Origin of the sequence: Lactobacillus sp. M0390 (assembly GCF_016102085.1) — a bacterium.
Taxonomy (GTDB): Bacteria; Bacillota; Bacilli; order Lactobacillales; family Lactobacillaceae; genus Lactobacillus; species Lactobacillus apis.
Genome location: NZ_JACFPH010000003.1, coordinates 144,385 through 157,877, shown reverse-complemented (window position 1 = coordinate 157,877; position 13,493 = coordinate 144,385). Strand labels below are relative to the sequence as shown.

Sequence of the window (13,493 nt, the reverse complement as noted above, 5' to 3'; positions counted from 1 at the left end):
CTATAAATCAAATGTGTACTCTTACCAGTTTTTATATTTAAAATTAGCACTTATTGCCAGCCATTATTAGCACGATAATCATTTTTCTTCATTCGCGAAACATATGGATTGCCGGCAACAAAAAAACGTAATGGCTTATTTGCCCATTCCAATTCAGATTGGTTGACACCGATGCGGGCACTCTTAGCAATTTCTTGCGGTCTTTTTTGATGTTGATCATTTAAGTCGATTGCAAAGGGTGAATCACTTAAAAAATGTAGATCCCAATTTTTATCATGAATGCCAAAAGCTTGCATCATTTTAGCGGGGCCGTTTGTTAATAAAACTCCGTCTTTGCCTGAGCGATTACTGATCATTTGTTCAATTCCCCAGGCAGGTTCAATTGCTCTGATTAAGACACCTTGTGGTTCATCTTTTGCTTGAGTTGCAACATCGAAAAAGAAGTATTGTCGTTGAGCATAAATATAGATTGTTCCGCCGCGGCCATAAAGACCTTCGTTTGCAGGACTACGATGACCACCATAAGAATGTGCTGCACGATCTTTTTTTCCTAAGTATGCTTCTGCTTCGACAATATAACCGCCAAGAGTGCGTTTGCCATCATTATAAGTTAATGGCCGACCAAGTAGATCGGCACTAATTTCTTCAGTTGAGTGATTAGTAAAGTAAGTTGAATAATCCATTTTTTCCTTGAGTAGTACACTAGATTTAACAAAGAGGTGAATAAAGTGAATCAGATAAAATTAGTTCGAATTTATGAAAAAGAGCAGCCTGCGGGGTATCGCATTTTAGTGGATCGATTATGGTCACGAGGTATAAGCAAGACAGATGCCAGCCTTGATGTTTGGGCTAAGGAACTTGCACCCAGTAAAGAGCTTCGCAAGTAGTTTAATCATGATGATAGTAAATTTATGCAATTTAAGCAAAGGTATCTAGCAGAACTTGAAGCAAATTCAGCCATGGCCGAGTTTGTGTCCTTAGTGAAACAGCAGTTGCCGAAACAAGACGTGTTGTTTTTGTACGGTGCTAAAAATAAAGAGCATAACCAGGCAGTTGCGCTCAAAGAAAAAATTATTTCTCAATTATAGTTAACGACCATGCTTTTTAAGCCGTAAAAAGTGAAACGCAATTGTGATAATTAAGACACCAAAAACAATGATTGCAAAAACAGTGTTTGGTAATTCATAGTGAAGTGGTGGTAATGAAACAAGCAGTTTTAAGGCGATAATTGCAATCAGGACGTAGGCCATTGGCTGCAATTCAGGAATAATATCCATTAATTTGATAATTATTTCGGCGACGCCCCGCATACATAAAATTCCAATCATGCCACCAATTAAAACAACAACTGGATTACTCGAGACGGCTAGTGCAGCCAAAACAGAATCAATTGAGAAGACGATATCCATTGCTTCAATTGAAATAACTGTTCGCCAGAAGAGTGATAAAAAGTGTTTGCCTTTTTTGGGTGAATGCTGTGCAATTTTTTCGCCTTCGGCTTTTTCTTCAGCTTGCGCTTTTTGCGGATGACGCTGATCGTAGAAAAACTTAAAGGCTAGGTAAAACAGGTATAAACTGCCCGCTAACTTAATTTCCCAAAAGTTAATTAGGTAAGTGCCAATTCCGATTACAATAAAGCGAAAAATATAGGCTCCCCACATACCATAGAATAGCGATTTTTCTTGCTCTTTCTTGGTGGGTAATATCTTAGTCTGTGCGGCTAAAACAACTGCATTATCAACTGAAAGCAGACATTCCATTAAAATAAGTGTCAGAATGATTAGCCAGTCCTTGCCACTGGTTAAAACATGCAGCCAATTGCTAGCACTAAAAAATGGAGCATACATTTTAATAATTGACATTTAAAAAACTCTTTTCTAAGTGCTCAAACTGAATAAATAATCAGTTCACGCATTAAACAATTGCTAGTATTTTACCACAAGGTAAGAGGAGTGCTCCTAATAAGTGAAATAAATTATAGACTTAGATTTGCTGGAAAACATCCAGTGCATCACCGATGATGGCGGAAATGCCTGCAGCAGGAATAGCCGTTTTATTGATTGCCCAAACCTTTGCGTCCGGCTGACGGTAAGAAAGAAGCTGAGCGAAAGGATAGACTACAAAGCTGGTGCCGCAAATTATTATTAGATCTGACATGCTCATAGCATTAATTGACTTAGAAAGGTTTGTTTGGTCGATTTGCTCACCGTATAAGACAATACCGGGACGAATGATGCCGCCACAATTTTTATGGCGGAAAGAGTTAGCATATTCTTGATATGAAACTGGCTGACGACATTTTGTACAGTAAATATCATATAAACTACCATGAAATTCTGTTACATGGTGATTATTTGCCTTATGGTCAAGGTGATCAACATTTTGTGTGATTAGGTCGCCTTTTTCATTACAAAGTTCCGCAATTTTTTGATGAATTTTATTAGGTTGGGCATCAGGAAAATACATATTATTCATGACAAACTGATAGAAAAATTCAGGTCGCTGATAGAGCGTTTCCTCACTTAAAATGGTCTCAGGGCTTTCATTAACTCCATCATAAATCCCGTTTTTTGAGCGGTAGTCGGGAATACCTGAGTGGGTAGAAACACCAGCACCTGTTAAAAAAGTAATGTGTTGTGCCTGGTTAAGATCATCTTTAAGTTCTGTTATTTGGGTTGAATCAATCATGTTTATGTCCTTTCTAAAAATCTGTTCCCATCTACTATACTGCTTTTAGCTGCGAAGATTAACTTCTTAATGAACAAAAGCTTAGGGGAAATTGACTATACACTTATCGGTTAATTAATATTTTGTAATTTATTTGTAACTAATAAGTAGTTAATATTGAAATGGTTTTGTAATAAATGTAAAATAAAATTATGTAATTTATTATTTAATTTTAATTTAGGGGACAAAAAATGAAACATAAATTTTTGAAAAACCTTCTATGTTCAGTAGCCGTTTTCTCTTCTTTTACAATATTGGGTCATTCAATTGAAGTAAAAGCAGCTAGTGCGGAGCAGCCAGTAGAAACTAATCAGGTCAAAGAACCCGATATAACTTATGTGCCTGCAGGACGTTTGGCAAAAGATGGCTATGTGTTTGTACTTTCACCAAAGGCCATTGTATATCCTGAATGCCCTAATTCTTCTAAGTATGATGTTCAACCATACAATAAGGACTGGGTTGAAAAAATGGCGGAAAAGAAGACCAAGTTCAAGATTACAGAATTTGGTTTGGGAAAGGTAGAAATTATGGGCCACCTTGTTGACCAAAGTGGAAAGCAGCAAGGCTGGATTAGCTTAGTCAATGGAAACTTCTATCACGTAGATGCTAAGAAAAAAGCTTTAAAGAAATTGATTAAGGCTGAAACAAAGGCTATGGATCAAAAATCTGACGGGAAAAAGGTTTCATTGAAACAGGCTGAAGCGGAGGCAAAGAAGCTTCATGGTCATAACAGAAAAATTGCTCTGAAATCAATTAAGGAGTTAAAAGCCTGGCTTAATTACGATGGCGATTATCCGTACACTTATCTTCCCGCACTAACAATTGATAAATAGGCTAGAAGCTGGATCTATTAGTGCAATTTTTAAAGCACGTAACTTCAGTTCGGTTATTAATTTAAGATATAGTAAAAGCCCCTAGGTGGAATTTTCCAAGCTAGGGGCTTTTACAATTTAATTATAGAAGTTGAATATGATGTTCTTCGCACTCTTTGAGCATTTCGCTTGGCCAAACACTTGCCTGAACCTCACCAATATGAGCTTTACCAAGTAAGAGCATACATAAACGAGATTGACCAATTCCGCCACCAATGGTGTAAGGTAATTCACCTTTAAGTAGTTGACGGTGGAAAGGCAATTTTTCACGGTCAAGGCAGTCAGCTTTTTCAAGTTGCTCGTGGAGACTTTCAGGACTGACTCTGATGCCCATTGAAGAAACTTCAAGTTTTTGACCTAGAGGCTCATACCAGAAAATTAAGTCACCGTTTAATGCCCAGTCATCGTAGTCAGGAGCACGGCCATCGTGTGGTTGACCACTACGCTTTAACTTATCACCGATTTTCATAATGAAAACAGCTTTTTCTTTTTTCGCAATCTTGTCTTCGCGTTCCTCAGGACTTAAGTCTGGCCAGGCATCTTCAAGTTCTTGCGTAGTAACAAAGTGAACATCTTCTGGGAGTCGGTAGGTAGAAGCAGGATAGCGTTCGGCACATTCAGTTTCTACTTGCTTAATTGCTGAAAAGATTTTTCTAACCGTTTCTTTTAATGTGTCTTCGGTCCGTTCTTCTTTGGCGATGATCTTTTCCCAATCCCACTGGTCAACGTAAATTGAGTGGAAGTTGTCCAAATCTTCATCGCGACGGATAGCGTTCATGTTGGTAAAAAGACCTTCATGAATACCAAAGCCGTATTTCTTTAACGCCATACGCTTCCATTTGGCAAGTGAATGGACAATTTCAACTGTATCATCTTTAGGTAGATCTTTTGCATCAAAGGCAACTGGTCGTTCAACCCCGTTTAAGTTATCGTTCAATCCGGTATCTTTTTCAACAAAAAGTGGTGCCGACATTCTTTGTAAATGTAATTTTTGTCCTAAGACTTCTTGGAATCGTTCGCGGATGAAGACAATTGCTGCTTCTGTATCACGAATAGTTAGAGTTGGTTGGTATTTTTCTGGCAAAATTAAGGACATGTTGTTTACCTCCAAAAAATATTAAAGCAAAGAAAAAGCCCTTCGCCTTATTCTAATAGAACAAGGACGAAAGGCTTTTTTCCGCGGTACCACCTAGATTGTCCGAAATTCGGACCAACTCATGAAGCACAATCATGCTTCACCAGCGTGGTAACGTACTGGAGACGGCGCCACCTACTTTGGAATCATTTCAGTGTGCAGCTCAAAGTGTTTTTCGATAATTCAGGGTCTGCTAGTTTCGCACTATCACTAGTTCACTTAAAGAGATAAATTATTTACTCGTCTTTTTCATTGCATTTAATTTAATATTATTTAACAATTATTTTAATTAAAATGCAAGCAAAAATTAATTTTATTTCAAAAATTGTTTTAGCAAACCAAAAAGCCGTGTTCTGTTATAATGGGTAAGTATATTTACTGAGAGGAATTTTTATGGCAAGTTTTTATCTTATTATGGATGCCATACTGCTTGGTTATACTTGTTATAGCTGGTATTGGCAGGCCAACATTAACTTGAGAGGACATTACCGTTCCTCTTCAATTATCTGGGCGATAATTTTCATTTGGATTGGTTTTGCTTGGCAGCTGCTTGAAAAAGGCGATCCGGGAATAGCCATCTTTTTAGCCATCATTTTATTGATGAGCATCATTGATGGTTTCACTGGTTTTGCTTCTAAAAGAGTAGTAGTTTCCGGTTACTTTCGTCGTACGGTGCCATATTCAGAAATAGCTTTGGTAACTTTAATCAAAGTGCCGAACCCAAAGAAGAATGCTGTTATTTGCATAATTACAACCCAGAAAAATCGGCAATATTATTTACAGTTTTCTACTGGTGTAGCACAGATTGTTGAAACAATTAAAAGCTACGCACACAACAGTATTAGAATTGAAATTCAAGATATTCTATAAATGTGTTAAACGCAAGTTAAAACCCAATTCCTAACGTAAAGGAATTGGGTTTTTCTTTGTTTATAAAATAGGTGATAGCATTCTTGAAAAGCTTTGCAAAGTCCGCAACCAGCGTCCTTGCTGCTCAATCATTTCTGGAGTAAGCAAAGTAGAGTCTTGCATATCCTGCTCGAATGATTTTGCTACTTCTTCAGTGAAATTCTTATCATAAAAAACAGCTACGTCTTCAAAGTTCAGGTCGTAGGAACGATAGTCCTGATTCATTGAGCCAACTGTTGAAAAATCATCGTCGACAACAATCGTTTTGGCATGAATAAAGCCCTTGTCATAAATATAAATTTTAACGCCATAGCGTGAAAGCTCGTTTGCATACCACTGCGTTGCCCGATAAATGAAGGGATGATCTGGCTTGCATGGAATCATGATGCGCAAATCAACGCCTGACATGGCAATTGTTTGCAAAGTAGCAAACATCGCATCATCTGGAATTAAATAAGGTGTTTGGAGCCACAGGCGCTTTTTCGCCTGGAACATTAGTTTAATGATCCCGTTACGCATATTGGCGTTATCACGATCGGGACCATCAGAAATAATTTGGGTCGCTACATCACCAGGATGAATCTCATTTTCATCTAAATCAGGGAAAAGCAGGGTGTTAAAGGTGATCAATTGGGCTTCATCTTGAATTGAGGCGTTCCAATCCATAACAAAACGCTCTTGCAAAAGTAATGATGCAGAACCAACAATACGAACTTGGCTATCACGCCAGTAGCCGAATTTCTTTTTGCGGCCAAGGTATTGGTCACCAACATTAAAGCCACCGGTCCATGAAGTCTTTCCGTCGACAATCACAATTTTACGGTGCAAATGATAGTTAATTCGATACCGCGTAATCATGTTTCTGGAAGTAACAAAGGGAAGAACCTCCCCACCGGCTTTATTTAATTGGTCGAACCAGGCCTTAGTGGCACCGAGAGACCCCCATGCATCGTAAAGTAGCTTTACTTTGACACCTTCTTTGGCTTTTTTAATCAATAAATTAAGCATTTTATTGCCGATATCATCATTGTAAAAAGTATAGAACTCAACGTTGATTGTTTGTTGAGCATTTTCAATGTCACTTATCATGTCATGAAACATTTGCTCGCCGTCAGTATATAACTTGACGTGATTGTTCTTACTTAATGGTGACTCACTGTTGCGGTCGAAAAAGTGCACAACCATTTTGGCCTTGTTAGAGGTGTCAGAAGCACTGATTTTTTTCGGTGCCTTAGTAATTGACTTCTGAACATTGCGTAAACCAATATGGTGCTGTTTGTTGATAGCAAAAATATTTTCCTGTGAAATTCCGCGGCCAAAAAAGCCGTAAAGTGTAATTCCAATCACAGGAAATACTAGCAAAATAATCAGCCAAGCCCATGTGGTAGAAACTGAGCGTCGTCGATGAAAGACAATGTAAAAGGCTAAAATAGTATTAGTAATAATGATAATGTAAAAAATGTCGCGGAGCAGGGTCACGTGAATCCTCCAGAAAAATTAATCTTTTAGTCCAATAAATTTATCTATGATATTGATTACAAGTGGATTATCATGCATCCAGCTATGTTCGGCGTACTTTTTCCCACGAATTTCAACTTCATGGTAAGATTTAACGTTAGGAGCCAGAATATAACGAATGCTCTTGGCAGAAATCACAGAAATAAATTTATCGCTGTTAGTATTATCAAGTACATTACCATAAATGTTCAAGACAGAAATATTTGAATTGAAATGTTTTCGTCGAAGCATGAGATAGAGGTAATGTAAATTCATGACAGTGGGTCGTCCGCTGCTGTTAAGTTCATTTACATTAGGTATATCACCCATGTAAGTAACGCCATCAAAAGGCCCGGCAATAAAAGCGCATTTGGCTAAGTGCGGAAAATTCTTTTTCCGATACTTACGCATTTCCGTTCTGACAATGCAGGGGCAGGCTAATGAATGGGCAACTGCTGAGTAGTGCGTAAAATGATATCTTTTAGCTAAAAAGGGTAAAATAAACCGTAAGTAATAGTCAATCGCATATACACCAACGATTCGCTGCCGAAAGACAACCTGAACAATTGGATTCTTGTCGCCCGTCCAAGTTCCTTCGAGTTTGAAGTTACCCCATAAATCCGCTGTTACCTTGAGAAAATGAGGGTCTCCTTTATCTGCTAAGGCTTGTTTAACCATCATTTGAGTGGTGTAATCACCACCGCGGAAACCATGAAAGTAGATAATTGGAACCTGTTCAAATGATCCGCGTTTATTCTCAACCGTGACGTTGTCCTCAATCTTTCTTTTATGTAGACGCAAAAAAATCCGCAAAGGAGCAATTGTTGCTAAAATAGCCAAAGAGATCATATTGAATTTACTTGGCTCTTCTGCTAGATTGAGTTTGCGGTTTTTCTCTGCTTCTTCCTTATATTTTTTAGTATTGAAGAACATACATGCCACCTTAAAAAATTAAACTATCTATATTCTAACATTGCTAATCGTATTTTAGTGACTGAGGTACATATGAAATTTTATGCAGTAAAAAAAGGCCGCCAGCCGGGTGTTTATCGCACCTGGGAAGCGGCCAAAGAACAAGTTGATGGCTATCCTAATGCCGAATATAAATCTTTTACCAAGGTAACTGACGCTACCGAGTATTTGGCTTGGGATCAACCAACTATTGATCAGGTCTTTCAAAAAGATGAAGACTCGCTTAAACAAGCAATTGCCAAAATTCAGCAGGCTAGCCATGATGTTAAGCAAAAACAACCGGTCGCTGAACGTAAGCCTAAAGAACTCAAGGGCTCAGTAAATATGCAGCACGACCAAGCAGCGTTTTTTGCGACAATTTACACGGACGGCGGGACCCGCAATACTGGCAACTTTAAAGGTGGTCACGTTAAGAAAACGGACAAAGCGGCTTGGGCTTACTTAATTGAGTGGGATGAAGCGGGTAAAAAATGCTCAACTTATGATTCAAATGGTGAGTTCGGCGCTACCAATAATAAAATGGAATTAACGGCGCTAATTGAAGCTTTGAAAAAACTAATTGAATTAGGCTTTAATCAGAAACCACTATTATTTGTCCTTGATTCACAGTATGTCTTAAATCCAATCACCAAAGGCTGGCTTAAGGGCTGGAAAAAACGTGGCTGGAAGAAGAGCACGCCAGGCGAAATTGCTAACTTGGGATGCTGGCAAGAACTGGATCAACTACTAGATCAGTTTACCGACGCTCAATTTGAATGGACAAAAGGCCATGCAAATAATCGCGGTAATGAATTTGTAGACCACACTCTCAATCAGTTCATGGATCAAATGTAACTAGAAGTTAATAACAATTACTCCACCAAAGAGATGGCTGAAGAAGTTGGTAACATTATCCCACATTCTCTCAAGCCAATTGCGGTTTTCTTGTGTGTTGATTTTGTCAAAAATATTTTTGGCGTTTTTCTTAATATTCGCGGATATAACACCGGCTTGTTCTTTGAACTTGTTGTCTTTTAACGCACCAGAATTACGGATTTCAATTAGAACATTAATAATCTGTTGTTTTTGGTTGTTGTTAATAGTGTCACCCAAATGGTTAATGTTGATTTGATTGTTGACGATGTCACGAATTTGGCTATCGCTAATGTTGTTACCAACTTTACCCATTTCTTGTTTTGCTCCTGCAACCGCGTTGTTCAATTGGGCATCAGAATAGCCGTCTTTATCTTTGTTTTCTTTGGTAATTTTGCTTAATGTGCCCATCTCATCCTGAGCAGCATTAACCTGGCTTTGGTTAAGATTTTCGCCTGTTTTGCTGTAAGCAGCGTAAACGCCGGCAAGTGCGCCTGAACCATCAATTGGCACAGCACTAGTAACATAGATGTTAGCATCTGCAATTCCGGCGGTAACAGCTGCATTCTTGTATTGATTGGCTGTAATCGTGGTAATGTTATTTCTTCCTTGATAGTCAAGAATCCTTACATTAATACCACTACCTTGCGCTGTTTTTTGAATCATCGCACTGGACCAAACACCAGAATTGGTTGTAAAGTTGGAACCCGAAGGATTGAGGTATTTAACTAAGTCTGCCCCAGTAATGTTGATAGTTTGGTAGCTTGCCCCGTTTAGTGGATCGCTAAGAGTACTTAAAGTACCGCTGCGCTGGCTATTTGTAAGGGATGAACCAAGACAGACAACCGGTAGGTCATCAGCCTTAACTGTCTGCTGCGGTCTGACTAGACCAATAGTACTAAATAACAGTGTCGTGATTGTAGCGACAAGTGAGATTGCTTTTTTCATAAAAATAATCAACTCCTTTTATCGCTATCAATTATACTAAATGCTGCTTATAAAAGTTTAAAATCGAGTTTAAAGGCGGCTAGTTTACGATATTTTTAATATTTAAGATGGTATAATATAACTCAATAAAGGAGGGGTGCGATGATTCAGCAACCTGAATTAACTGTCATCATGCCAGTTTACAATGTTGAAAAATATTTGGCTCGTGCGCTTGATCATTTAGCTAAGCAAGACGATCCAAACTTCAAATTGTTAATTGTTAATGATGGCTCAACTGATAGCACAAGAAAAATTGCGGAACAATATCGTGATCAATTCCGCTATTTCAACATAATTAATAAGCCTAATGGCGGTCTTTCGGATGCGCGTAATGTTGGGATTGAAAATGTCGATACACCATATTTCACTTTTCATGATGGCGATGATTGGGTCGATTCTGGCTACACAGCCTTTTTCGTTCGTGCTTTTCATGATCATCCTGATGCAGCAATGGTATCTTGTGGTTTTTGGTTAGATTACGAAAATAAAGAAGGGTCAATTCCGGCCACTAAGAAAAATGTTCATGGTATGAAGAATAAATTGCGTACATACCAGTTAGTAGGTAATCCCTTAGGTTCACTGATGGACAATCATTTTTTAGCTACACCAGTTAAGGGCTATACGTGGAATAAGGGCTATAAATTATCTGTAGTTAAACATAATCATTTGCATTTTATGAGCGATTTGGCCTTTATGGAGGACCAGATTTTTACTGTTCAATATCTTGCGTTAACCGATGGTTTTTATTGCGATAGTACACCGCTATATCATTATTGGCAACGCAAGGATAGCATGGTTCACAAGTTTAACTTGAAAATGATTCCCGATAACTTTAAGGCAAATTACTTCATCATTAGAACAATGATTCGTAGCTTGTGGCAAGAGCATAAAAAAGAAAAAGGCACTAAGCATGAGCTAATTGAGGCAAGTGAAAGGGATCAGCGATGAAAGAACTAGTCAATGGTAATGAACTCTATTACAGCAAGCTTGGTAAAGGCGAGCCGCTTCTTCTTTTGCATGGTCATCACCTTGATGGCGGGATGTTTGATCAAATTATTGCGCCGCTTGGCCTTTATTATACTGTCTATGTCCTCGACATGCGCGGGCACGGTTTAAGTGAGGGTGAAATTGCCAAGCATTATCAAACTGAAGTTGATGATGTCGCTGCTTTTATTAAGCAAGTTGACATTAGGGGCTGCTATTGTTTTGGCTTTGACGCTGGTGGTTTGGTTGCAATGATGCTTGCAAGCCAAGATCAAACTATTTTTAAGAAATTAATGGTAGCTGGTGTTTTCGTCAATGGTAATGGCATTAAGCCGTATCATTATTTAACGGAAGGCGTAATGCGCTTTTTAAAACGCAACCGTGATAGCGAAGTTGAATTGACTGAAAGTTTCATGTCAGTAGACAGCTTAAAGGCAATTTCAATTCCAACATATTGTGTTGTGGGCGAAAAAGACTGGGTTAAAGTTGAGCATGTTCGCTGGTATAGTCAAATTATCCCCCAAGGACAATTAATGATTATGCCGCGCCAAAAGCATGAAAGTTATGCAGTTAGAAGTTTTAAACTGCTTAATTTAATGGAAGATTTTTTTAAATAATTATCAATATACAAGGGCCGAAGATTTTTTTCGGCTTTTTGTTTGATTTTTGTCCTTTTCTGGGCATTACTAGTCTTTTTTAGTTATAATAGGTCATGCAAAGTTAGTATTTTAAATAAAGAGGTAGCTATGAATAAAGAAGAAATTCTTCAGTTGATGCACCCAATGAAGTTAATTGGGTTAAGTGGGAATCCGGTTTTAAATGAAAAGATTGCCACAATTTTAAAGAAACCGTTAATCGAAACTGCCGTTCAGCATTTTAGCGATGGCGAAATTCAAGTTAATATCGGTGAAAGCGTCAGAGGTTGTGATGTTTTTGTTATTCAGTCAATTCAAGATCCAGTAAACGAAAACTTCATGGAACTTGAGATTGTGTTAGACGCTCTCCATCGTGCTTCTGCACATCGGATTAACGTGGTTATCCCTTATTTAGCATATTCACGTTCAGATACCAAAACACGTTCACGTGAACCAATTACTGCTAAGTTGATTGCTAATTTACTGCAAATAACAGGTATGGATCACTTGATTGTCTTGGATCTTCACGCTTCGCAAATTCAAGGTTTCTACAATGTGCCAGTTGATCACTTACACGCTATGCCACTTTTAGCGCAATACTTCCTTGACAATGGTATTGCAACTAAAGAAGAGGATGACATCGTTGTTGTTTCACCAGATCACTCAGGCGCAAAATTGGCACGTAATTTTGGGCAATTCTTTGATGCCCCAATTGCAATCGTTGATCAACGCCGTGCACGCTATGACGCTGATGTTCATGACATGATTGGTGATGTTAAGGGCAAAAAGTGTATCATTGTTGATGATTTGATTGATACTGGTTCAAGAATTTCTTCTTCAACTAAGTCTGTTTTGGCCGCTGGTGCTAATAAGGTCTATGTTGCTGCAACTCATGCACTTCTTTCACAAGACGCGCTAGAAACACTTAATGAGTTACCAATTGAACAGATTGTTGTCACTGACACAATCAAACATAATCACTATCCTGACCGGATGGTTCGTATTTCAGTTGACTTACTGCTAGCGCGAGGAATTAACTATGTTTATAATGATCGTTCTATGCACTTATTAAGCGAGAGCGACTTGAAGTAATTTAACATTTTATACACTTTTTACTGTACGCATAAACCTTTGCGTGGCAATAATTGTGCTATTTTGATGTCTTTTTGTTTATTTATTTCATAACACTGATATAATAAGAACAAAATGTGTAAGAACGGAGAAACCATAAATGGCACGACGTAAAAACTTCAAGAGAAGACGAATTATTTTAAGTAATACCTTCAATTTGATTAGGGAAAATGGAATGGATAATGTATCCTTTCAGATGATTGCAGAAAAATCTGGGATTTCCAAGTCGCTTCTTCAATCCTACTATCCGCATAAAGCAAAATTAACTGATGATGTGGTTCGCAATATCCTTAATACGTTGGATGAGCAGGTTAAAAAGTTCAATCCTACTAAGGAAGGTAACATTTGTGCTCGTACCAAAGCGTTTATTTACACAGTTGCGATGCTCGGTATTTATGACAAAGGACTGAAGCGAATTATTTCGGAAGTTTTTAGTAGCAATGAAACGCTTGATAACTGGAGTAGTATGCTCAATAGCTGGGTAAAAGAAAACCAGATTTTTGACGAAGATCACTTCAATCTTAATGAAGTAGAATATGGTATTGCTTTTGTTGTAACGGGCGTTGGACGCCTCTATCACGATAGCAGTCGATTCAATCTTTCTGCAGAACAGTTGGCAGATTATGCTACTAGTTCATTGATGTATAGCTTTTTGCATTGTAATCAAGAGCAAGTAGATAAGGCACTTGAAGCAGGTCATAAGATAATTAAGTCAATTGACATTAAAGCAATTCACGATGCAATTGACACAATGTTTGATGAAGATAAGGAGATCGTCTGCTAGAAAGGACA

General features: G+C 38.1%; 14 protein-coding genes, 1 pseudogene and 1 other annotated feature. Of the genes and pseudogenes, 8 read left to right on the top strand and 7 right to left on the bottom strand.

What is annotated here, in order from left to right:
- Positions 1-50: 50 nt before the first annotated feature.
- Positions 51-683, bottom strand: a complete 633-nt coding sequence (locus H3R25_RS07145) for a DNA-3-methyladenine glycosylase (protein ID WP_198194719.1) — start codon at positions 681-683, stop codon at positions 51-53.
- A gap of 45 nt (positions 684-728) precedes the next feature.
- Here H3R25_RS07145 and H3R25_RS07140 point away from each other — a divergent pair.
- Positions 729-1,088 (top strand): annotated as a pseudogene (locus H3R25_RS07140) (DUF488 domain-containing protein).
- On the opposite strand, the gene H3R25_RS07135 reads toward H3R25_RS07140, so the two are convergent.
- Positions 1,089-1,862 carry a TerC family protein gene (locus H3R25_RS07135; RefSeq protein WP_198194716.1) on the bottom strand — a complete coding sequence of 258 codons (774 nt, stop codon included), beginning with the start codon at positions 1,860-1,862 and terminating at the stop codon, positions 1,089-1,091.
- A gap of 121 nt (positions 1,863-1,983) precedes the next feature.
- Positions 1,984-2,688, bottom strand: coding sequence for an NAD-dependent protein deacylase (locus H3R25_RS07130; RefSeq protein ID WP_046305875.1), 705 nt, complete (start codon positions 2,686-2,688; stop codon positions 1,984-1,986).
- A gap of 230 nt (positions 2,689-2,918) precedes the next feature.
- Between H3R25_RS07130 and H3R25_RS07125 the strand changes: the two genes are divergently transcribed.
- On the top strand, positions 2,919-3,560 hold the full coding sequence (locus tag H3R25_RS07125) for a hypothetical protein (RefSeq protein ID WP_198194714.1): 642 nt from the start codon (positions 2,919-2,921) through the stop codon (positions 3,558-3,560).
- A gap of 121 nt (positions 3,561-3,681) precedes the next feature.
- On the opposite strand, the gene asnA is transcribed toward H3R25_RS07125, so the two are convergent.
- Positions 3,682-4,695: an aspartate--ammonia ligase gene (gene asnA, locus H3R25_RS07120; protein WP_122034085.1), complete on the bottom strand. Its 1,014-nt coding sequence runs from the start codon at positions 4,693-4,695 to the stop codon at positions 3,682-3,684.
- A 59-nt stretch (positions 4,696-4,754) separates the two neighbouring features.
- Positions 4,755-4,996 (bottom strand) — a binding site (T-box leader).
- A 131-nt stretch (positions 4,997-5,127) separates the two neighbouring features.
- Here asnA and H3R25_RS07115 point away from each other — a divergent pair.
- Positions 5,128-5,604, top strand: a complete 477-nt coding sequence (locus tag H3R25_RS07115) for a hypothetical protein (RefSeq protein ID WP_046305882.1) — start codon at positions 5,128-5,130, stop codon at positions 5,602-5,604.
- 60 nt (positions 5,605-5,664) lie between these two features.
- Here the strand turns inward: H3R25_RS07115 and cls are convergent, their stop codons facing one another.
- Complete coding sequence (cls, locus tag H3R25_RS07110) at positions 5,665-7,122, bottom strand: cardiolipin synthase (protein WP_198189069.1); 1,458 nt, start codon at positions 7,120-7,122, stop codon at positions 5,665-5,667.
- Positions 7,123-7,140: 18 nt separating this feature from the next.
- On the bottom strand, positions 7,141-8,073 hold the full coding sequence (locus tag H3R25_RS07105) for an alpha/beta hydrolase (protein ID WP_046305886.1): 933 nt from the start codon (positions 8,071-8,073) through the stop codon (positions 7,141-7,143).
- Between the two features lie 72 nt (positions 8,074-8,145).
- Between H3R25_RS07105 and H3R25_RS07100 the strand changes: the two genes are divergently transcribed.
- Positions 8,146-8,946: a ribonuclease H family protein gene (locus H3R25_RS07100; RefSeq protein WP_198189070.1), complete on the top strand. Its 801-nt coding sequence runs from the start codon at positions 8,146-8,148 to the stop codon at positions 8,944-8,946.
- On the opposite strand, the gene H3R25_RS07095 is transcribed toward H3R25_RS07100, so the two are convergent.
- Entirely contained in the window at positions 8,947-9,912 is a 966-nt protein-coding gene (locus H3R25_RS07095; protein WP_198194712.1) for a DUF1002 domain-containing protein, read from the bottom strand.
- Between the two features lie 141 nt (positions 9,913-10,053).
- On the opposite strand from H3R25_RS07095, the gene H3R25_RS07090 reads away from it, so the two are divergent.
- The 4 genes from H3R25_RS07090 (at position 10,054) to H3R25_RS07075 (ending at position 13,485) form a co-directional block, all read left to right on the top strand.
- The gene (locus tag H3R25_RS07090; RefSeq protein ID WP_046305891.1) at positions 10,054-10,899 is read left to right on the top strand and encodes a glycosyltransferase family 2 protein; all 846 of its coding nucleotides are present in this window, start codon (positions 10,054-10,056) and stop codon (positions 10,897-10,899) included.
- A complete protein-coding gene (locus H3R25_RS07085) occupies positions 10,896-11,552 on the top strand; it encodes an alpha/beta fold hydrolase (protein ID WP_046305893.1) in 657 nt (218 codons plus the stop codon). Before H3R25_RS07090 ends, H3R25_RS07085 begins: the two co-directional genes overlap by 4 nt.
- Positions 11,553-11,681: 129 nt before the next feature.
- The gene (locus H3R25_RS07080) at positions 11,682-12,662 is read left to right on the top strand and encodes a ribose-phosphate pyrophosphokinase (RefSeq protein ID WP_046305895.1); all 981 of its coding nucleotides are present in this window, start codon (positions 11,682-11,684) and stop codon (positions 12,660-12,662) included.
- Between the two features lie 139 nt (positions 12,663-12,801).
- Positions 12,802-13,485, top strand: a complete 684-nt coding sequence (locus H3R25_RS07075; RefSeq protein WP_187158576.1) for a TetR/AcrR family transcriptional regulator — start codon at positions 12,802-12,804, stop codon at positions 13,483-13,485.
- Positions 13,486-13,493 lie beyond the last annotated feature (8 nt).